At 35.9% G+C, this 23,584-nt stretch carries 17 protein-coding genes; all 17 read left to right on the top strand.

What is annotated here, in order from left to right:
• The first annotated feature begins 19 nt into the window (after positions 1–19).
• Positions 20–985, top strand: a complete 966-nt coding sequence (mnmL, locus tag VPAR_RS05020) for a tRNA modification radical SAM protein MnmL/YtqA (protein ID WP_012864420.1) — start codon at positions 20–22, stop codon at positions 983–985.
• A gap of 8 nt (positions 986–993) precedes the next feature.
• Entirely contained in the window at positions 994–2,004 is a 1,011-nt protein-coding gene (locus VPAR_RS05015) for a PhoH family protein (RefSeq protein ID WP_012864419.1), read from the top strand.
• 2 nt (positions 2,005–2,006) lie between these two features.
• On the top strand, positions 2,007–2,483 hold the full coding sequence (ybeY, locus tag VPAR_RS05010) for an rRNA maturation RNase YbeY (protein ID WP_012864418.1): 477 nt from the start codon (positions 2,007–2,009) through the stop codon (positions 2,481–2,483).
• Positions 2,476–3,375 (top strand): GTPase Era, encoded by a 900-nt coding sequence (gene era / locus VPAR_RS05005; RefSeq protein ID WP_012864417.1) that lies wholly within the window; start codon positions 2,476–2,478, stop codon positions 3,373–3,375. Before ybeY ends, era begins: the two co-directional genes overlap by 8 nt.
• A 55-nt stretch (positions 3,376–3,430) precedes the next feature.
• The gene (locus VPAR_RS05000; protein ID WP_012864416.1) at positions 3,431–4,762 is read left to right on the top strand and encodes a hemolysin family protein; all 1,332 of its coding nucleotides are present in this window, start codon (positions 3,431–3,433) and stop codon (positions 4,760–4,762) included.
• The gene (recO, locus tag VPAR_RS04995; protein WP_012864415.1) at positions 4,749–5,450 is read left to right on the top strand and encodes a DNA repair protein RecO; all 702 of its coding nucleotides are present in this window, start codon (positions 4,749–4,751) and stop codon (positions 5,448–5,450) included. Before VPAR_RS05000 ends, recO begins: the two co-directional genes overlap by 14 nt.
• A 329-nt stretch (positions 5,451–5,779) precedes the next feature.
• Positions 5,780–6,526 (top strand): ATP-dependent sacrificial sulfur transferase LarE, encoded by a 747-nt coding sequence (gene larE, locus VPAR_RS04990; protein ID WP_012864414.1) that lies wholly within the window; start codon positions 5,780–5,782, stop codon positions 6,524–6,526.
• Entirely contained in the window at positions 6,523–7,278 is a 756-nt protein-coding gene (larB, locus tag VPAR_RS04985) for a nickel pincer cofactor biosynthesis protein LarB (protein WP_012864413.1), read from the top strand. The genes larE and larB overlap by 4 nt, the downstream gene beginning before the upstream one ends.
• Positions 7,275–8,588: a nickel pincer cofactor biosynthesis protein LarC gene (larC, locus tag VPAR_RS04980; protein ID WP_012864412.1), complete on the top strand. Its 1,314-nt coding sequence runs from the start codon at positions 7,275–7,277 to the stop codon at positions 8,586–8,588. The genes larB and larC overlap by 4 nt, the downstream gene beginning before the upstream one ends.
• Positions 8,589–8,643: 55 nt before the next feature.
• Positions 8,644–9,921 carry a nickel-dependent lactate racemase gene (gene larA, locus VPAR_RS04975; protein ID WP_012864411.1) on the top strand — a complete coding sequence of 426 codons (1,278 nt, stop codon included), beginning with the start codon at positions 8,644–8,646 and terminating at the stop codon, positions 9,919–9,921.
• Between the two features lie 327 nt (positions 9,922–10,248).
• Entirely contained in the window at positions 10,249–11,052 is an 804-nt protein-coding gene (locus tag VPAR_RS04970; protein ID WP_012864410.1) for a DUF3100 domain-containing protein, read from the top strand.
• On the top strand, positions 11,045–11,506 hold the full coding sequence (locus tag VPAR_RS04965; RefSeq protein WP_004695934.1) for a hypothetical protein: 462 nt from the start codon (positions 11,045–11,047) through the stop codon (positions 11,504–11,506). The genes VPAR_RS04970 and VPAR_RS04965 overlap by 8 nt, the downstream gene beginning before the upstream one ends.
• Before the next feature lie 132 nt (positions 11,507–11,638).
• The gene (locus tag VPAR_RS04960) at positions 11,639–12,958 is read left to right on the top strand and encodes an amidohydrolase (protein ID WP_012864409.1); all 1,320 of its coding nucleotides are present in this window, start codon (positions 11,639–11,641) and stop codon (positions 12,956–12,958) included.
• A 133-nt stretch (positions 12,959–13,091) separates the two neighbouring features.
• Positions 13,092–14,957 carry a ShlB/FhaC/HecB family hemolysin secretion/activation protein gene (locus VPAR_RS04955; RefSeq protein WP_012864408.1) on the top strand — a complete coding sequence of 622 codons (1,866 nt, stop codon included), beginning with the start codon at positions 13,092–13,094 and terminating at the stop codon, positions 14,955–14,957.
• Between the two features lie 31 nt (positions 14,958–14,988).
• Entirely contained in the window at positions 14,989–21,897 is a 6,909-nt protein-coding gene (locus VPAR_RS04950) for a two-partner secretion domain-containing protein (protein WP_012864407.1), read from the top strand.
• Complete coding sequence (locus tag VPAR_RS04945; RefSeq protein WP_231968110.1) at positions 21,848–22,348, top strand: hypothetical protein; 501 nt, start codon at positions 21,848–21,850, stop codon at positions 22,346–22,348. The genes VPAR_RS04950 and VPAR_RS04945 overlap by 50 nt, the downstream gene beginning before the upstream one ends.
• A gap of 359 nt (positions 22,349–22,707) precedes the next feature.
• Positions 22,708–23,583, top strand: coding sequence for a glycine--tRNA ligase subunit alpha (gene glyQ / locus VPAR_RS04940; RefSeq protein ID WP_012864405.1), 876 nt, complete (start codon positions 22,708–22,710; stop codon positions 23,581–23,583).
• Position 23,584 lies beyond the last annotated feature (1 nt).

Genomic DNA, 23,584 nt, shown 5'->3' with positions numbered 1-23,584 from the left:
TTAGTTTAATAGGAGTGTTATGACCGATACAACGAGACCAAAACGATACCGCATGGTATCTAAATATTATAAAGAAACCTATGGGGAAAAGGTTTATAAATTGCCTGTAGCATTACCATTGACTTGTCCAAACCGAGATGGTTCAGCTGGTGTTGGAGGCTGTACCTTTTGTGGTGAAATTGGGGCGGGCTACGAAAACCGTCCTGTGTGGATGACGGTACGCATGCAATTAGAGGAAAACATTGCTCACATAGGCCCTAAGTATAAGGCTAAAAAATTTATTCCTTATTATCAAAATTTCAGTAATACATACTTGAGTCTTGATGATTTTAAAAGCTATATGGAGCAAGGTTGCATTGACGAAGCCGTGGGCATTGCTATTGCAACGAGACCTGATTGTATTGCCGATGAATACTTAGAAATATTGGCGGATATTAGAGATCGCTTTCAAAAGGATATTTATATTGAGTTAGGTCTTCAAACGGTTAACTATGAGACATTAGAGAAAATTAATCGCGGTCATGATTTAGCTGAGTTTATTGATGCCGTATTACGGATTAAGCGCTATGGATTTAACATAACAACTCATATGATAGTTAATTTACCATGGGATACCATGAAGGATACTATTGAAGGGGCTCGCATTTTGTCAGCCCTTGGTGTAGATCAAGTTAAATTACATGCGTTGTATATCGTTAAAAATACATTGATGGCCAAGTGGTATCAAGAAGGTCAGTTCACCTTAATCAGTGCTGAAGAATATGCTGACCGGGTTGTTAATTTTGTACGTCATTTACACCCTGACATTGTATTGCAGCGCCTTGTAGGTAGAGCGCCTGAAGATAATACGCTTTTTACAAATTGGTCCATTGGTTGGTGGCGCGTACAAGATTTAATTGATGATAAGCTAGACGAACTGGATGCACATCAAGGTGATCTATGTGATTACCTAAATGGTAAAGCAGTTCGTAAATTTATAGATTAGGAGGTTGTATGAGCGAACAAATATTTACATTTCCTACATATGACCTAGCACAATCCATACTAGGTCAACATAATCGATATTTACATATGATGCTTGAGGTCATCTCCGCCGATGTAGTAGCTCGAGGTGATACGGTAGTTATCAAGGGTGATGAGGACCAAGTTAATGCCCTCTATCGTACTCTTGAAGAATTAGTATTTCTCTATCGTGAAGGCAGTACGATTACTGAGTCTCAGGTGCGTATTGCGGCTAAACTTGTCGCTAATGGTAAGGCTGATGCTGTACATAATATGTTTGAAGATACCTTATCTGTTAATATGCGTGGCAAAAATATTACGCCTAAAACGGAAGGCCAAAAATACTATGTAGACAGCATTCGTAAAAATACCATTACTTTTGGTATTGGTCCTGCTGGTACAGGGAAAACGTTCTTGGCGGTAGCTTTAGCTGCATTCTATTTAAAAAACCGTAATGTGGATAAAATCATTTTGACTCGACCTGCCGTAGAGGCTGGTGAACGATTAGGCTTCTTACCGGGTGAATTACAAGACAAGGTAGACCCGTATTTGAGACCTCTCTATGATGCATTACATGAAATGTTTGGAATCGAGCAAGTACAACGTTTTATGGAACGAGGAACAATTGAGGTCGCACCTTTGGCATATATGCGTGGACGCACATTGGAAAATGCCTTTGTCATTCTTGATGAGGCTCAAAATACGACGGCAGAACAGATGAAAATGTTCTTAACCCGTTTGGGTAATAATTCTAAAATGGTTGTAAATGGTGATAAAACGCAAATCGATTTACCAGCACGCATAGTATCAGGCCTTGGTGAGGCTGAAAAGGTATTGCGTCATGTGCCGGGTATAAATATGGTGTACTTTAGCGATCAAGACGTAGTTCGTCATGACTTAGTAGGTCGCATTGTAAAAGCATACGATGCGTACCATGAGCGTAAATTAGTGGGTGAAACTACAACGACTGAAGCACCTACAGAGAATGTAGCGAAAGGGTAACTATGTACATACATATTAGCTATGATGAAGGAATTGAAGAGGATTCTAATATAGAGGCCATTATCCGTAAGGTTTGTGACGAAGTGAGTCGCGTATATGGTCTCGAAGAAGATGAAATGAGTATTTTGCTGTGTGATAATGCAAAGATTCATGAACTTAATAAAGAATATCGCGGTATCGATAGACCTACAGATGTATTGTCCTTTGCTCTTAATGAGGGGGACGATTACGAAGGTAGTGAAGAGGAACATCATTTACTAGGGGATATGATTATATCCTTGGAGAGAACTCGTGAGCAGGCTATCGAATATGGACATAGTTTTGAGCGTGAGTTAGCATACTTGACGACTCATAGCTGTTTACATATCTTAGGCTATGACCATATGAACGACGAAGAAAAAAAAGAGATGCGCACAGAGGAAGAATTTATCCTAGGTAATCTCGGTTATGTGCGGGAGGATGCACCATATAATGAATAACAAGGAACATTTTAAATCAGGCTTTGTAGCCGTTGTAGGTCGCCCAAATGTTGGTAAATCTACCTTAATTAATGCTTTAATTGGTGATAAGATTGCTATCGTATCCGATAAGGCTCAAACGACTCGCAACCGTATCATCTGCGTATATACGGATGAATCCAAACAAATCGTATTTATGGATACACCAGGCGTTCATAAGCCAAAACATAAGCTAGGCGAATTCATGGTAGATGCTGCTATCGAGTCTTTAAAAGAAACGGAAGCCGTTTTATTTGTCGTAGCAGGCAATGAAAAACGTGGCCCTGGGGATAACTTCATTATTGAACAATTAAAACGAGTAAAAGTTCCCGTATTTTTAGTGGTCAACAAAATTGATACACTCAAAAAAGAAGAGCTTTTAGAAGCAATCGTTTCTTATCAAGATGCATATCCATTTGCAGGTGTAATTCCTATTTCTGCAAAAGATAAAGAGAACTTATCTGAAATTCTTAAGGTTCTAGAAGAAACATTGCCAGAAGGTCCACAATATTTCCCAGAGGATATGATTACGGATCAACCGGAACGCCTTATTATTTCCGATATCGTTCGTGAAAAAATCTTGTTAGCTACACGAGATGAGATTCCTCATGCTATTGCAGTAGACGTAGATGAAATGAAAACACGTGATGATGGTACTACCTATATCCGCGCTACAATTTACTGTGAAAGAGACTCTCAAAAGGGTATTATTATTGGTAAAAAAGGTGCTTTGTTAAAACAACTTGGTGCTGAAGCGCGTGCAGATATTCAAAAACTATTGGCTACAAAAGTTTACTTAGACCTTTGGGTTAAAGTTAAAAAAGATTGGCGAAATAAATCTGGTATGTTATCTGAACTTGGTTATAGAAAATAATTTGATATAATAAAAAGATAATAAGTATTTCCATAATCATATGAAAGGAATAAAGATGGATAGTGTAGATGGCCTGATACCCGTCGGGTTTGGTCTGTTATGTATTTTTCTAATTAACTTTTTTGTGGTTGCAAAGTTCTCCTTTGCCCGCCTTCGTAAAGAACATGTGGAGGATATGGATATCCTCTTAGAAAAGGATAGAGAGTTTTTATTAAAACTCTATCAAAATCCAGAGTATTTTCTAAATACTACACAGTTTTTGATTCTATTCTTTATCTTGGCTCTTGCAGGCACTGGTACCTTTGTATTCGATAATATCGTTGATCGTTTAGTGGCGGTTCTTAATATTCATAGTACCTGGATGCATTTGGGACTAGATGTTATTTTATTGCTATTAATTAGTTTAATCGTCTTAATCTTCGGCGAAATTGTACCTAAAGCATTAGGCTTATCCTTCCCTACGAAATACGTGAATACCTATAGCCGTATCGTGGTGGCTGCCGGTCGCTTGGTATATCCTTTTATTTGGATTGCTAGTAAAATCTCCAATGTTATTCTAGGCTTTTACAAAACAAAATATTTGACGGAGCTAGACCTTGTGTACTCTGAAGAAGAAATTCGTATGATGATTTCTCGAAGTCACGAGGAAGGGCAACTGGACCAAGTAGAGTCTGAGTTAATCGATAATGTCTTTAACTTCGTAGATCGCATGGCTAAAGAGGTTATGGTCCCTCGTCAAGATGTAGACTGCGTATTCGTTGAGGACGGTTACGATGAAGCTATGAAGGTTATCCGCTCTAAAGTACATACACGTTATCCACTCTGTGTAGAGGATAAGGATCACATTATTGGCCTTGTTCATATTAAAGATTTAATGGAACGCCCTAATCAAGCCCGTAAAGATTTGCGCAATATTAAACGAGATATCCTTACTGTTCCTGAAGTAATGAAATTATCTACCTTGTTGCAATATATGAGAACGCGCCGTATTTATCTAGCCGTTGTAGTAGATGAATATGGTGGCATGGTTGGTCTCGTAGGCTTAGAAGATATTATCGAAGAGTTGGTTGGGGATATACAAGACGAGCATGAGCCGCATTTACCGGCTACGATGTCCTATGCAGATGGTTCCTTTGAGTTTGATGGCAAGGTCCTCGTAGACGAAGTAGAAGAGATTATGAATATTGAAATTGATAATTCTGATTCTGATACGATCGGTGGCTATGTCTTTGGTTTATTAGAACGTACACCAATCGTAGGTGATACGGTGGATGCTCATGGTTATACCTTTGAAGTTACGCAAATGCAAGGCTATCGTATTTCTCGCATTAAAGTAACACCTATACCAGTAGAGGAACCAACGGAAGAAGAAAATGAAGAATCTTAATGGTGGTTTTAATACGCCAGCCATCGTCATAAGTCGAAAAAAGTATAAGTTGTATTCCGTATTTACGTTTATTACGCCTAGCTTGGGACTTATTAAAGCATCGATTCCACATAAGCGAATGATGACGATGCGTAACAGTTCCTATTTACGTCCATTTAGTGCCATGTATATTACAGTCGTACCTGATGGGGAATATGTTAATGTTACGCAAATTGATGGCTCCTATGTGGTGGAGTCCTTAGATGTAAACCTCGATAATATTGCTTATGCAGCGGTAGCGAGTGAGCTCATTCAAGAGTTATTTGCCATGTATGACGTAGACCGTAAGGTCTTTGATACGGTAGTAAATTACTCCAAGCAAATTCGTCGTCGCAATGTACAATTGGGAACGATAATGCTCGGATGGCAATTATTATCCCTCGCAGGAATTGTGCCTAGTGCTAATGCTTTTAGCCATCAAGATGGAATTGATCCATTTTGGATGCAGGTGAGAGAATCAACAAGTCTTACTATTTCGCCCTCTGTAAAAGCCGCATTACCTCAGATTCTTGCTTACCAGTGGGGCGAAGATACGCCTATAGAACTTCCTAAAACAATATGGAAGGAACTAGAAAAATTGCTATTTGCATACTGTGAGCAAGAAATAGGTAAGCCGTTACAAAGTGTTAAATTTTTGATGAGTATATAAAGATTTAATATATTTATTAAAAGAATTAATATATCTTTTGCTTATAATATTTTTTTCTTAATATTAAACCACTTGTCTAATAAAGGTCTTACAAATCTTTTTAAGTCAGGTGGTTTTCTTATATAGAAAAAAAGCAATTTGATACATCCACATTTATCTTATTTATGAGTTAGAAATATTAATTCAAAAAGTTTATACTACATACATAAGTTAGTTGTTTAATTGAATCTATAAGAATCTGTGTTGATAGAGTCTTTGTTTGAGACTCTATTTTTGTTTTTATACAGAATACTATAGAGTATAGAAAAATAATAAAGGTTACATAAGTTATGAATTTGGTAGAGTATTTAACGAGTCTTGGTAATATAGCAGTTGCCTTGTCAGGCGGAGTGGATTCATCCTACTTAGCATATGCGGCCAAACAATCTGGTATTCCATGCAAGGCATATACTGTGAAATCTCAGTTTGTTCCACAATTTGAATTAAATGATGCCAAGAAAATTGCAGAATTTATAGATATTCCCTTAAAAATAATAGATATTGATGTACTTGAATATGACGATATAACGAGTAATCCAAGTAATCGATGCTATTACTGTAAACATCATGTGTTTTCAACTATAAGTGAACATGCTAGACGTGATGGATTTACTATTTTATGTGATGGTACTAATGCTAGTGATGATGTAGATAATCGACCAGGAATGAAAGCTATTGCAGAGCTATCTGTTAAATCACCTCTGCGAGAATGTAATCTAACAAAGTCTATGATTCGAGATTTAGCTTATAAAGCTGATTTGTTTACTTGGGATAAACCATCTTATGCTTGTTTGGCTACAAGATTTCAACCAGGACAACAAATTACTATTAATGATTTGATTCATATAGAACAAGCTGAGGGATATCTTTTCTCGCTAGGATTATCTGATTTTCGAGTTCGTTTGATTGGAAATAATGCTAAAATTCAGGTTCCAGAAAATCAAATAGTTATAGTTATTAAAAATAGGAGTGAGATTCTCACATATTTTAAATCTATGTTTAGTGATGTTGTATTAGATTTAGAGGTGCGTTCATGAATGATAATATTAGAACTCTTTTAGAGCAAGTAAAGAATGGCCAGGTAGATGTGGATGCAGCCTTATTAAAGCTAAAGATAAAACCTCTAGAAGACTTAGGATTTGCTCATGTTGATCTTCATCGTCAAATACGACAAGGTGTTCCAGAGGTTATATATGGTGCCGGTAAAACTACAGAACAAATAATTGGCATTATCTCCTCTATGTTATCTTATGGGCAAGAGCAAATATTGCTTACACGTTTAGCACCGAATGTGGCCGCAGAGGTTCAAGAACAGCATCAATTGACCTATATAAATGCTGCTTATATTGGTTATATTGGAGATCTTCCAAGTCAAAAAACTGAATCCGCTATAGCAGTTATTACTGGTGGTACAAGTGACTATAAGGTTGCCGAAGAATGTGCTATTACGGCAGAGTTTTATGGTAATACCGTTCATAGAATTTATGACGTAGGCGTTGCGGGTATTCATCGATTATTACAACATTTAGATACTATTATGTCTGCAAAAGTTATCGTTGTCATTGCTGGCATGGAGGGGGCTTTAGCTAGCGTAGTTGGGGGACTTGTGGATGTGCCTGTCATTGCCGTACCTACCAGTGTTGGGTATGGAACAGCCTTTGGTGGCGTTACAGTGCTACTATCAATGCTTAATTCCTGTGCCAGTGGAGTTACGGTTGTCAATATAGACAATGGATTTGGTGCTGCCTATACGGCAAATATGATTAATCATATAGGTGAAAATAAATGAAACGATTATTTTTAGATTGCCAAATGGGCATTGCAGGAGATATGTTGACTGCTACATTACTCGGTTTAGTAGATAATCCTCAAACATGGATAAATCTACTAAATCAAATAGGAATACCTGATGTTACTTACTCACTAATATCTAAAGAAGATAAGGGAGTAAAAGGCTATCGCGTCGTGGTTACCATTAATGGTATAGAAGAATCTGAAAACCATAAAGGTAGTCCTAATGATCAGTATCATGGTGATCATCATAATAGTAATCATCATAATGGTCATCACCATCATGGTACTTATCATAAATACGACAAATATAATGAGATACATACGTATGGAGAGCATGCTCATAGTGAAGAGCATATTCATGGTAGAGGCCTACAGGAGGTAACAAATATAATTAATAGTTTATCTATTTCTGATGTTTGTAAACAAAATGCTATAAGCGTATATCATTTAGTAGCTCAAGCGGAGGCCAAGGTTCATAAATCGACAGTGACACAAATTCATTTCCATGAGTTGGGCATGCTCGATGCTATTGCAGATATTGTGGCCGTTTGTGTACTTTTAGAGAAATTGAAGTTTGATGAGATTATTATATCGCCTATACATGTAGGTACTGGAACTGTTCATTGTGCTCATGGAGAACTACCTGTACCTGCACCAGCAACGATGGAGTTATTAGCTGGCATTCCAATGTACGCAGATTATCAGATTAAGGGTGAGTTATGCACGCCTACAGGCGCTGCATTAGCAAAATATTTTGGTACATCATTTAGTATAATGCCTGTTATGACACCAACGATAGTTTCTTATGGATTTGGGACTAAACAATTTGAAAGACCTAATTGTATTCGCGCCTTTGTAGAAATGATAAATGATTCTGAAGATTCAATTATTGAAATGTCTTGTAATCTCGATGATATGACACCAGAAGAAATTGGTTTTTGTATAGAACAGTTACTACTTTCACCAGCACTAGAAGTGTTTACAACACCGATTATGATGAAAAAACAACGTCCAGGCACAATGCTAACTGTTCTATGTAAGGTTGAAGATATTGAGATCATACGAAATTTAATTTTCAAGCATACTACTAGCCTTGGTATTCGATACTATCGATGTGAACGATATATTTTGAATAGGTCTATAGGAGAAATAGACTGGGAAGGTAGTACGATTGCTTTTAAAAAAAGCAGTGGCTTTGGTGTAATAAGAAATAAATATGAATATGATTCATTAGCTGCTTTTGCTAAGCGTAATGATATGAGTTTATTAGACCTTAAACGACAATTGGGTAAGAAGGAGGATTGATTTGTCGTAGCGATCTATTTATAGTTTGGTAGTTTTTAGTTAAGGAGTGATTTTCATGAAAACATTTAAAGTACCCTATTCAAAAGGTTTTGTAGATATCAATATTCCTGATCAAAATATAGCAGGTATATTAGAATCTAAAGCACATTCTTATAAGGCTGAGCTATCACAAGAAGCATTAGTAGAACATGCGCTAGATAACCCTATTGGTAGCCAACGCTTAGAAGAGTTGGTTAAGGGGAAATCCAACATGGTCATTATTACAAGTGACCATACGCGTCCAGTACCTAGTAAAATTACGATGCCAATTCTACTTCGCCGTATTCGTGAAGCCAATCCATCTATCGATATTACCATTTTATTGGCAACTGGTTTCCATCGTCCTACTACTCATGAAGAAATGGTAGATAAATTTGGTCCTGAAATCGTAGCGAATGAAAAGATTGTAAATCATATTTCTGGCGATGCTAGTCAAATGGCAAAAATTGGTGTATTACCATCCGGTGGTGAGTGTATTATCAATAAACTAGCTGTAGAAACTGAGCTATTAGTTTCTGAAGGCTTTATTGAACCACATTTCTTTGCTGGTTTCTCTGGTGGTAGAAAAAGCGTATTACCAGGTATTGCTTCCGAAGTGACTGTAATGGCAAATCACTGTGCCGAATTTATTAACAGTCCTTATGCTCGTACAGGTATTATCGAAAATAATCCAATTCATAAGGATATGGTATACGCTGGTCGTACTGCGAAATTAGCTTTTATTTTAAATGTAGTCATTGATGCAGAAAAACATATTATCAATGCCTTCGCTGGTGATATGGAAGACGCTCATGAAACTGGTTGTGCTTTTGTGTCTGAATTAGCAAGTGTGAAAGCTGTACCAGCAGATATCGTCATCACTACAAATGGTGGTTACCCATTAGATCAAAACGTATATCAAGCTGTAAAAGGTATGACCGCCGCAGAAGCAACTTGTAAAAAAGATGGTATTATTATCATGATTGCCGCATGTAATGATGGACATGGTGGGGAATCTCTATACGAAAATCTTAAAAATGCGAAAACACCTCGTGAATTACTAGATCGCATTGCTAAGGTTCCTCGTAATGAAACAATTCCAGACCAATGGGAAATGCAAATCTTGGCTCGTATTTTAGATCAATTTACAGTTATTGTTGTAACAGATCAATGTGATCCTAAGATGCTTACAGATATGCATTTGCAACATGCTGATACATTCGATGAAGCATTGAATAAAGCTTTGACATTAAAAGGTAAAGATGCAAGCATTACAGTCATTCCTGATGGTATATCTGTTGTAGTAAAATCTTGATTTATATCAGTAGATTGAATTATTAGATTGTATTTTAGAGGTTAATTTATAAACCACCTATCTTTTATAGGTGGTTTATATTTTTATCTATATAATTATAATGATTTATTCAATTAGAATGCTAAAAACTATATACAGTAAAATTAATATATTTTATTTAAAAGAGAGTTTTAAATATTTACTTAATGATAGAATTAGAGCGTATTAAAAATTGTTCTAATTAAAAAGGTTTAGTTTTATACATAGATATAAATATAAAGTTGACTCTATAAATATAGATTATATATAATAAAATAATATTTATAGCATATTTTATAGGAGGTCATTATGCAGCTTTTGGGAAATCTCAAAATACATTTTCTAGCGCTTGTATTAACTGTAGTTGCTGAATTTATAGGCATAAAAAAACTAGGTCCTGTTGTATTGTTGCCATTATTGTACACATTGATTCTAGGTTTATTAATTTCTATTCCTAAGTTTAAAATTCTTACGATTAAACAGATGGAAAAATCTGCCGATTATATCGGTATTGCCGTTATGATCTTAATGGTAAAAGTAGGACTTGGTATTGGTCCAAATCTCGGTATTCTTACAAGTGCTGGCTGGGCATTGTTATTACAAGAGCTTGGTCATTTCTTTGGTACTATTGTATTCGGTTTACCGGTAGCTTTATTAGTAGGTATGCGTCGTGAAGCAGTAGGTGCTTGTTACTCTGTAGACCGTGAGCCGAATGTAGCGATTATTATCGATAAATTTGGCTTTAGCTCTCCTGAGGGCCGTGGCGTTATGGGCATGTACATCTGTGGCGTTCTTATCGGTGCTATGTGGTCCTCCGTATTGGCTGGCATGTTGGCACAATCTGGTTGGTTTCATCCATTAGCATTAGCTATGGGCGCTGGCGTAGGTAGTGCTAGTATGATGGCGGCAGCTACGGCTCCAATCATTGCAGTATATCCAGATTATGAACAACAAATTATGGCTCTTGCTGGGGCTGCAAACTTGTTGACTACCGTTCTAGGCGTATACTTTGGCCTATTTGTTTCGTTACCAGTTATGGAGAAAACATACAATTTCTTTACAGGCCGTACCCGTGAACAAGATTTAGCAGAGGAGGCAGCACATCATGAGTAAAAGTGAAAAATTAACACAATTTGTCATCGTTATTTGTATCGCTGCTATCATCACTGCAGTAGGTAACGTAATGGATGGTAAACATCTATTTAGCGATAGTTTAGTTGGCGTAGCTATCTTGGCAGTTCTTGCTACAATTGGTGCTTTAATCTCTAACTTGCCATATGCTAATAAATTACCTATGGTATTCTGGGTATCTTTAGTTGGTGTTATTGCATCATTACCAGGTATGCCTGGCCAAGAATGGATTATTGCTAAAACTAGTCAAGTTACATTCCTTGCAACAACAACACCTGTACTTGCTTATGCTGGTTTATCCTTAGGTAAAGATCTTGGTGCATTCCGTCGCTTATCTTGGCGCATTATTCCTGTTGCACTAGCTGTAACAGCAGGTACTTTCATCTGTGCAACAGCATTAGCCCAATTAGTACTTCATTTAGAAGGTTTAATTTAATACTAAATCATAATGTTAGATGTCTAAATTATGTTAAGATATAATTATAGATTTATATTTTATAAGATATCTATATATCATGATGACATGATCGACCGTATTTTATACGGTCGATTTTATAAAGGAGATATTATGAGCCGTATAACAAAGGAAGAAGTAAAACAACGTGTTTGTAAAGCTATTGTTGATGCACAACCGCGTTTACGAGAACTAGCAGAATCTATTATGGCTGAACCAGAATTGGGTTTTAAAGAGGTAAAAACCTCTAAAAAGGTTCAAGATATGTTTGATGAACTTGGCATTTCTTATACTACTGGTCATGCACTGACAGGTGTAAAAGGTAGAATGAAAGGCCGTGATAGCAAATATACGGTTGCCATGGTGGGGGAATTAGATGCTATTCTCTGTCCTCGCCATCCTCGTGCCGATGATTTAACAGGGGCTGCTCATTGCTGTGGTCATAATGTACAAATTACCAATATGTTTGCCGTAGCTATTGGCCTACAAGCTGTGATGGATGAGCTTGCTGGTGATGTCGTATTATTTGCTGTTCCTGCAGAGGAAATGATTGAAATTGATTACCGCAATAAATTGCGTGAGCAAGGAAAACTCAAGTATATGGGCGGTAAACAACAGCTTATCTATGAAGGTGCTTTTGACGATATCGATATGGCCATGCAAATGCATGTAGAGACAGCCAAAACACCAGCTGGTGAAATGGGGCTTGGTAGTACCTCCAATGGTTTCGTATCTAAACTGATTGAATATCACGGCAAGGTAGCTCATGCAGCTCAAGCACCTCATGAAGGTATCAATGCTCTTAATGCTGCTTTGATGGGTGTAATGGGGGTTAACTCTATTCGTGAAACTTTCAAAGAAAGCGATTATTTCAGATTCCACCCAATCATTAATCAAGGCGGTACATTGGTAAACTGTGTGCCTGATTATGTTCAAGTTGAAAGTTACGTGCGCGCCTCTAATATTGAAGCTATTGTAGATGGCAATCATCGTGTAAATCGTGCCCTAAAGGCAGGTGGTGATGCAGTAGGGGCCACATGTGTTATCAAGGACCTCCCTGGTTATTTACCGATGCGTAATGATGAACGTATGAATGCTCTATTGCGAGAAAATTCAAATCCTATCTTTGGTGAAGCCAATGTATACCAAGGTCCACATATTACAGCTAGTACAGACATGGGCGACGTATCTCACTTGATGCCGGTTATCCATCCATGGGTTGGCTGCATTAGTGGTGTATTACACAGTGCAGAATATGAAATCTCTGTACCTGATGTAGCGTATATTAAAACAGCACAAGCCTTGGCTATGACCATCGTAGACTTACTATACGATGACGCAGCAGGCGCTAAAGATGTATTAGACCACTTTACACCAGCCTTAAATAAACAAAGCTATATTGAACTCTTAGATCGTATTGCTAAGGGTGAATAAAATAAACCACCTATCGAAGATGAATTGATTATCTTTGGTAGGTGGTTTTACAGTTTAAACTCTCTATTGACTATCAAAATAAAAACATAATGAAATATAAAACAGGTTTATATTTTATTACAAAAGGAGAAATATGAAAAAGAGAGAATTATTATTCTGTCTAAGTTTAGTGTGTATGGTACCAATACATATTTTGGGTGCTAAACCTATTGATACTCAAGAACAACTAGATAGAGCGAGAGAACAACAACTAGCGAGAGAGGCGCGGCTTGGAGAGGGACGAATTACAGTACAAACAGGTGGAATAGATTTTTCATCTGGTTCTTTAACATCACAAGATGGTTATACAGTACCGGCACAACAGCCAGCACATGTAGAGCCATCTTTTTTTGTATCTCATATCCGTGTTGTTGAAGAACCTATTAGTCAGTCTGCAGAATTAACATATAGTAATATGATAAATACTACTATGGATCAGACGACATTTGTGGATAATAGTTCTGCAGTAAGTGTACGATTAATTAAAGGTCCATTGTATTATGAAGCACAAAAAAAGAAGATACAATTAGATGTGCCTAACGAGTTTACGTTTCTACGTAAAACAATTAAACCATTTGTAAATCGCAAACTTACAGTTGAAGATGTAAATAGATTATCTACTAGCTTAAATACTGCACTTATAGAACATGGATACGTCACGTCTCGGATTGGCATTCCATCCCAATCATTAGCTTCAGGTAATCTACAATTTAATTTACAACTCGGTCGCGTAGAGTCAGTCTTATATAAAACGTATGCACAACCATTGACATGGCAAAATGCATTTCCTATTCGTGAAGGGGATATCCTTAATATTCGAAATATAGAACAGGGTATCGAGCAAATGAAGCGAATTGGCTCTCAAAATGTGTCTGTTGAGCTTGAGCCAGGAACAAAACCGTTAGCTACGAATATTGTACTTGAAACTACTAAAAAAACACCAATTCACGGAATGATATCTATAGATGATTCTGGACTAAAAGATACTGGTAAACTACAGTGGACGGCCGCAATTGGAGTTGATAGGGTATTTAATGCTAATGATTCATTAAATTTAAGTATTAATCGAGATGCTGCTCAAGATGGTGAACGAAAAGGTAGTCGAAACCATACTATTTCTTATTCAATACCTAGAGGGAAGGATACCTTTAGTATTTCCTATAGTGATATGAAATATCATCAAACGATTAATTCTATGGCTACTCCATTTATTAGTTCTAGTCATGCAAAGGCTGTAAGAGGTTCGTGGAATCATGTATTTCATCGAGACCGAACGATTAAACGTAGTTGGGATATTATTATCAGCAAGCGTAATGCTAAAAATTATATTAATGATGTAGAAGTTGCTGTACAACGTGCTAATACAGCTTCTTTAGAAGTAGGTATATCAGAACGAAGATATATTAAGCAAAACACGTTATATTCTAGAGTGGCTATTAAACAAGGGGTTGGTTGGTTTGGTTCACAACCTGAATATGGTAATGGAGCACCTAGCACTCGATTTACACAATTTTTAGTAGATGTGGATTATCAAATTCCACGTATATGGGGACATAGACCAGCAAGTATCACTACATCTTTCCATGGACAATGGACATTAGGGGATAAACGTTTATTCTCTAGAGATATGATTAGCCTTGGTAATCGATATACTGTACAAGGATTTGATGGTGAAAATACACTAATGGCTGAAAGTGGCTGGTATATGCGTAATGAGGTTGCTAGTTACATCCCTAAATGGAAATCAAGTGTTTATGCTAATATTGATTTTGGCGCCGTATATGGTCCAAGTACGGAGGTATTAACAGGAAAATTTATTGTTGGAACTAGTCTTGGGATGAGAGGGCAATTTAAATCTGGATTATTCTATGATGTATTTGTTGGAGCTCCTTTATTTAAACCAAGTGGTTACAAAACTGATTCTATAACCGCAGGTTTCCAAGCAGGTGTGCGGTTCTAATATAGTATACGTATTAATTGAGAGAGTAAATATGAAACAAAAACGATTACAATATAAAATAGCAGTATGGCTTACTATGGGTTTAATGATCGTTGATCCTTTAGTCGTACCGTTTGTATATGCAGAAAATCCTATAGAGGTAGATCGAAATGCGCCACATGAAAGACAAGCCATGATCGGACAAGCTGCTAACGGTGTCACATTAGTAAATGTCGTTGGCCCTAGTGCTGGTGGAGTATCTAGAAATGATTATACTAACTTTAACGTACCACAAAATGGTGTAATTCTTAATAACTCTTACCAAATGTCTAATACTAAGCTTGGTGGTTATGTACCTGGTAATGCTAATATGATGCGTGGCTCTGCCAATGTCATTGTTAACGAGGTTACTTCACACAATGCAACTAATATGAACGGGTTTATTGAGGTAGCAGGTCACAAAGCTTCCGTAGTTATAGCAAATCCTAATGGTATTACTGTAGATGGTGGTGGATTTATCAATACAGATCGAGCAGTATTAACTACAGGTAAACCTGAATATGATTCAGCAGGAAATCTAAACTCATATCGTGTAGAGCGAGGAACTGTTGCTATTAATAGAAACGGTCTAAATGCCAAAGATGCTAACTCGCTACAAGTTTTAACAGAAGCAGCAAGTGTAAATGCTGGAGTTTGGGCAAATTCGATTGAAGCTCGCACGGGTAAGAACAAAATAGATGCTAATACATTAGACACACAAAAACTTGGTAATTCTAACAATATTGGCTTAGATGTATCTGCAATTGGGGGAATGTATGCAAACTCTATTACTCTGAAAGGAACCAATACTGGTCTTGGGGTAAATGTTAAAGGTGTAGTGAGTTCTTCACAGGCCTCTAGTATTACTAGTGATGGTCAAATTGTAGTTGATGGTGGTGTTACAAGTAATGGCAATACTATTTTAGATGGCCAAAGTATAGCAATTCATTCAAATGCTGTAGTACAAGGAGATTCTTCTACAACTGTATATAGTCAAGAAAAGGTAAACAATAGTGGTCTTGTAAACTCTGGAAATACTACAACTATAAATGCTAAATCTATAGATAATCATGAAGGTGGACGTATTTATGGTGATACAGTAGCTATTAAAGCTAATATAGTTACAAATCATACTAATAGTGAAATAGAAGAACGCTATCATAAAGCTGGTAAAGAGCTAGAAAAGGCAAAGAATGAACTTGATGCCGAATGGAATGCTGATATATCTAAATATAAGACCAAGCCTGAGCTAGAGGAACATCGTCAACGGATTAAAGATTTAACAAAAGCGTATGATGATGTACAAGAGAAGGTTACTGCTATTAAGGTAGAACTAGATTCTCATAAGTCTGGTGTAATTGCGGGTCGTAATCACGTTAATATAACTTCAGATACAATAGATAATACTGGTAAAGGTCTCATTTATAGTGGTGGAACTATGGACCTTATTGCTAAAGATGGTATTCACAATAAAGGGGCGACCATTAAAGCGACAAAGTCTATTAAACTAGATGCTCCTACAGTAGAAAATAATAAAAATGTTGCATTAGGTGTAAAGCGTGTTTCAGATGGCATTACTAAAAATCCAGATAAAATTAAAGTTACTCATCCACATCATAAATTAGAAGGACAGGTATTTGATAAGTCTGAGTTCCCATATGCTGATGATTCAAGTGGTTATGGTGTAGCACATATCAAACCAGTTAAAACGCCTGAAGATGAAGCCTATAATAAGGAAATGAATAAGAATGAGAACCGAATAAATCAGTTTACAATCATTAGAAGTGAAGCCGAACAAACTCACAAAAAGGTTACTAATGATGATCCAGGTATCATTAGTAGTGGTGGTGATTTAATAACTAGTGGTATACTTTATAATGATAATAGCAGAGTGATTTCAGGAGGAACTTTTAAGACAAATGGCTCGATACAAAACATATCAGATATGATTAGTGATAAGACTTTTATTACTGGCACTACTCAAGAAAGTAGAACAGAAAAGAAAAGGAAACGTCACGGTTATAGAAGTAAACGTATACGTGTTTGGGGCCCTGAAGTCTTTATGACACCATCGATTACTGAAGAAAATGTAAAACCAATTGGTACTATTAAAGAGCATGCTGAAGATAGAGTATCTAACGCAACTATTAAAAAGGTTAATGATAGTTTAGATCCCTATGGTCTGGGTGGGGGCAAAGGTAAAGCAAGTCAAACCATAAATGGTTTATCGCTACCAACAGAGGCACTATATCAAATTCATCCTGATATTACGGCTAATGCTTTGATAGAGACTGATCCTGCTTTTACTAATCGAAAGAATTTTTTATCATCTCAATTTATGATTGATGCCTTGGCAAATAATCCTGAAAGAAGATCCAAACGCTTAGGTGATGGATTCTATGAACAGCAACTTATTAATGAGCAAATTGTATCAGCTACAGGTAAACAATATTTAGAAGGTTATACAGATAATGAAGCTGAATATAAAGCTTTATTAGAGGCTGGTGTAGCTTTTGGTAAAGCTTTTAAATTAACACCTGGAATTGCTTTATCTAAAGAACAAATGGACGCTATAACAACAGATATGGTTTGGTTGGAAACTAAAACCGTTATAGTAGATGGAAAAGCGCAACAAGTTTTGTATCCTAAAGTGTATTTAGCCAAACAGTCTGCTAAATCTATGGATACAATGGGGGGAATTATAAGTGGCAAAGCTATCGTTAGCAATGCTAATACAGATATTCTAAATCAAGGCATTATGACTGCAGATACAATTGTATTAGGGGCTCTTGATGTAGAAAATACAGGGCGTATAGATGGACGTACAGTTACTATTAAAGCATCTCAAGATGTAATAAATACTGGTAATATTCATGGTGATAAACAAGTTTATATTAATGCTGGCCGTGATATTAATGTAGGTACTCAGGTAGATAGATTACAACATCAAGATGTTGTTGGTCGTCAAGGTACTATAGGTGTAGGAGAAAAAGGTGATTTAGTTTTATCTGCTAAACGAGATATTAACCTTAAAGGAGCTATTGTTCATACTGGAGATAATTCCAAAGTAAGTATTGATGCTGGTCAGAATATTAATGTAACAACAGAGGCATTATCTGCTAAAAAGGATATGACGGTTAATAGTGATAATTATAATCGTACTGACCGCCGTACAGAATTAGGTACAGCTATTTTAAGTGATAGCAATGTTACTTTACGAGCGGGAAATGATGTAAATATCCGTAATGGTATTGTTAATAGTGAACATGGCTTAACATCAGTTGAAGCGGGAAATGATGTTACTATCACTAATGGGAAAAGCTATAGCCGTGATGAATATGGTCTAAAGTATAAAGAAAAAAGTTTACTATCTCGTACAACTAATATCATACGTACAGATCACGAACACACAGGTGTGCTATCTTCAACTATTGGTGGCGATACGATTAATGTGAAAGCTAATCGTAATGTTTCGGTAACAGGTTCTAATATTTTAGGAACAAACGATGTATTAGTATCTGCGGGGAATGATGTGCGTACAGATTCAGGTGAAGAAACACAACGTGATGATGTATATCAATATAGTAAAAAATCTGGATTAATGGGTGCTGGTATAGGATTTACTATAGGTAGTAAAAAAGTGACTGATACAACAGATGGAAGGTATATAAATCAAGTTGCAAGTAACATTGCCTCCTCAGATGGAGAGATTAATGTTAAGGCTGGTAATGCAATTCATAGTACTACGACAAACTATTTTAGTAATCAACCTGCAGACCTTTCTGCTCAAAATGTAACTGTTGATGGGAAGCATAATACTGTACATATAGTTCAAAGTCACGAGGAGAAGCGTTCTGGTCTTACTGTAAGTGTTGGTGGTCAGATTGTTAATGAATTAAATAATGTTCAGCAACTTGGCAAGCGTGCTAACTCTAGAAAAAATAGCAACTTATCAACATTAGAGTATCTTGAGGCTGCAAATACTTTAAAACATGCTTATAATGATGGGACTTCTTATAAAAATGCTAAAATAGAAAAGCTTTTAGAAAAAGAAAAAGATATACTTGCTAAGGCTGATGAACTTAATAAAGCATATCAGGCAGAACATCCTGAAGAGAAAAATGCTATGCATCCAGATGTTAAAACTGCGATCAATAATATAAATAATAGAGCTAAAAAAGATCGTTTACTCAATGTACAAGTTGGTATTGGTTCGAGCAAATTCAAACAGCTTAGTGAACTTAAGCAAGAGAATTATATAGGTAGTTCTATAGGTAGCAAAAATAAAGTAAGTATTACTGCGAATAGTGACAATAGCGATAAAGGCAATATTCAGATTACAGGTAGTGTTATAGAGGCTCCAGAGGTTAATTTAAATGCAACAAATAACCTAAGTTTAGATGCAGGAACAAACTCTTCGGTACAACATGATACATATACAAGTTCTGGGTGGTCTGTTGGTGCTACAGTTAGTCCTCATGGTAATGGTGTTATTGGTTTAGAAGCTAATGTGTATAAAGGTAAAGAAAATGCATTAGAGACAACCAAGACACATACTGGAACTGTTATTCGTGGTAACCAAGTCAATACTATCTCTGGAAATGATACAGATATTATTGGTTCTAAGATCATCGGTGACAGTGTGTCTACAAAAGTTGGACATGATTTAAAAATTGAAAGTTTACAAGATACGAATGACTACCATAAAGTAAGTAAAAATAAAGGTATATCTGTATCCTATGGAATGAGTGGTCCTGCGAGAGTTGGATTTGATAATTCGAGAGGCACGACAGACAGTCACTATGCAAGTGTTACAAACCAGGCTGGCATATATGCAGGTGATGGTGGATATAATGTACAGGTAAATAATGCAACTACACTTACAGGTGGTATAATTAAAGGTAGTACTGATATATCTAAGAATAAATTATCCTCTAACTCTTTATCAATGAATGATATTCATAATGAAGCATCCTATTCAGCGAAGACATCTGGGTATAGTTTATCAACTACTAAACGCTCTAAAAATAATCCAATAGGTATTACTGGTAGCCCTAAAATGGGGATTCCTGTAAAAGGTAATTCTAAATCAACTACTCATTCTGCTATCAGTAAAGGTATCATCGAAGTTGCTGAGAAAGAATCTTTAGAAAAGATTAATCATGATACAGAACAAGCACTTAATAAATTAGCACCAATTTTTGATAAGAAAACAGTAGAAGAAAAACAAATTCTATTAAATAAGCTTTCTGAACATGGATATAAGTTAATTGGAGACGTAAGTGTACATCAACAAACGAGATTACTTGATAAAGCAGTGAAGGCAAAAATGAAAGGCGAAAATGCTAAAGCGGATAAGTATTATCAAGAGTCGAAAAAATGGGGGGATAATGGTATATATAAAATAAGCTTACATGCTAGCTTAGGAGGTTTTTTATCTAATTATTCAGGAAGTAATATTATTTCTGGTGTTAAAGCTTCTGCCGTGAATGAAAGTTTACAAAGTTTTATTAATAAATCCACTAATCCGGAATTTAGAAAAATTATAAGTTTAGTCATTGGTAAAGTTGTCAGTGGAGATACTGGCGGTGCTTTAGCAGAAAAGGCGACTACTTATAATTGGTTAGAGCATCAGAATCGTCAAGATTTAAATTATGATATTTCCCAACTGTTATTTACTAATGCTTATGGCTATGATGAAGATACACGGTGGAGTAAATTAAGAGAGAAGGTTGCTTATTATTATGCTTTAATGGAATATGAACGTGACTATCATGATTATTATGATTCTGATAATTTAGTACATACAACGGACGGAGGCCATATAGGAGAACCTTATTATACAGATGAATCTTACTCAGCATTACTTAATAATTTATTTGCGTATGTAGTAGGTAGTGACCCTAATAATATCAATTATTATACGCATTTAAAAGAGTATTATTATAATAAATTTGTTAGTGAAGAAAAATATATTCAAGATAAGGGCTATAATGTTCGCACTTATGATGCTGGATGGCAAGAAGATGATGGACAATATTATAATAAACTTATAAATGGTGGTACTGTACTAAATGGACGTTTTAGAGGTAAGCAACTTGAGCTTGAGGGATATCCTACAGTTTTAGGTGACGATGGACAAACTTATTATACTTTGGATGAGAATGGAAGACCTTGGTATAACCCTAATCCTAGTAATGAGGTGAAAATACAACTTTCTAAAGAAAAGCAACAATTATTAGTAACTCAAAGATTACATAAAATTAATGAAAATAGTAAGATTGAGAGTAATAATGAAAGTTATACTGTTCAAGATGGAGAAAAAGCTCTTGAATCGTTGTATAATCAAATTCCTAAAATTAGAAAGCAATATAATGGAGCTGCGGAAGCTACAGAAATATTTTTATATGCCGGGGATAAGAGCGATTTAATTGGTAAGTATGGTATAGTTGATGTCAAGGGTTCTACTAATGATATTCAAACTGTTGTCATAGATAAAGATAGTGTATTAGGACAAACAATGGTTCCCTCAGAACGCATGAAATTAGATGCTATCGTTGCATTTATGACTATCTTAAAAGAAAAAGGTATAAATATAGATAATACTGGTCAAAGCACTATTAATAGTCATCTTGGAGTACAAAGTGTTAATCAGTATTTAACTGTTGGAACATATCTTATTAGTCCACGTGTTTTTTATGATGAATATAATGATGTATATTATGGAACAATGATAGTTGCAGATAGATGGGATAATGGTGGTAAATTGGCTAAATTAGGCATAATAAGTTTTGGTGAATATAATAATCCTATTCATAATGCTTATGTTATTCAGGTGACTAATTTGCGTAAACCGTATAATAATGAGGTTCATGACATTCCGTTTTCAGTTAGTGGAAGAGCTGTTAGAGAAAGATTATAAAATGAAAAAAAAATATTTATATTATATATTTATTTCTATAATAGTAATATTAATCTTATATATCTTAGGTTATTCTTTTAGATATCAGTGGTTTATAAACTCTATTGTTGATCAAAAATATAAAATAGGATTAAATCGAGATATTAAAGGTTTTGCCGCTGAATACCCTTATGTTTATACATATGGAGATTATGGAATTTTAATTATTAATACTCTACCTAACGGTAGTATTAAGATTTTACCGAATTATAAAGGTTTTACCCATATAGATGGTGCTTATAGTATTGATGATAGCAGTATATATAGCCTCCAAAAAGTATATGGTGATAGACTATATATTTATTCCTCTATTGATGATTTTACAGAAGATGAACAATTAATTATAGATGAAATAACAAATAAACAACCTAAGAGATTTGATAAAAATGATTGGCTTTATAAATCTATTTAAATAAAAATGCTCAATGAAAATAAATTAGAAATTTTATAATAATTATTTTGTTTAATGGATTTGACATTAATCCCTCTGTATTGCTACAATATTGTGTATAATATATGCGATGAAGCAGAGTAGTAAACCTCTCTAGCGAGTGAGGATGGTGTAAGCTCACATTTGGTTGAAGGCGCTGTAGAGCATTGGCAGGAACGCAGGTATCTGTTAGTAAAGGCCAACATAGAAAAAAGAGGGCGCAAGCCAAATAGGGTGGAACCGCGGGTATACTCGTCCCTGTAACGTTTTTCGTTACAGGGACTTTTTTGTTTGTAACGAAATGGTTGATTTTATGTCGGTTGTGTAAAGTGGAGGCAGCAATGACATTTCAAGAGATTATTTTAAATCTACAAAAATTCTGGAGCGATCAAGGTTGTATCGTTCAAAATCCATATGACATCGAAAAGGGTGCAGGTACAATGAACCCTGCTACATTTTTGCACGCTATTGGTCCTGAACCATGGTCTGTATGTTATGTAGAGCCTTCTCGTCGTCCAGCAGACGGTCGTTATGGTGATAATCCTAACCGTTTGTTCCAACATCATCAATTCCAAGTTATCGTGAAACCATCTCCAGATAATATCCAAGAATTGTACTTACAATCTTTGGCTGCATTAGGCATTCACGCAGAAGACCACGATATCCGCTTTGTTGAGGATAACTGGGAATCTCCAACATTGGGCGCTTGGGGCCTTGGCTGGGAAGTATGGCTCGACGGTATGGAGGTAACTCAGTTTACATATTTCCAACAAGTTGGCTCCATCGACTGTAAACCAGTTTCCGTAGAAATTACATACGGTCTAGAACGTTTGGCTATGTACATTCAAGGCGTAGAAAATGTATATGACCTTAAATGGAATGAAAATGTTACATATGGTGACGTTTGGCATGCTAACGAAGTTGAACAATCCGTATATAACTTTGAATTAGCTGATACAGATATGCTTTTCAAATTGTTTGATATGTACGAAGCAGAAGCAAAACGCGTTTGCGGTGCAGGTTATGTATTACCAGCTTACGACTATGTATTGAAATGCTCCCACACATTCAACTTGCTTGATTCCCGTGGCGCTATTTCTATCAGCGAACGTACAGCTTTCATCGGTCGCGTACGTGCATTAGCTCGTATTTGTGCACAACAATACCTTGCTAAACGTGAAGAATTAGGTTTCCCACTTTTGAAAGGAGATAAATAAG

Origin of the sequence: Veillonella parvula DSM 2008, from assembly GCF_000024945.1 — a bacterium.
Classification (GTDB): Bacteria; Bacillota; Negativicutes; order Veillonellales; family Veillonellaceae; genus Veillonella; species Veillonella parvula.
The sequence above is the reverse complement of the archived record's forward strand: the minus strand, read 5'-3'. Positions and strand labels throughout refer to the sequence as shown.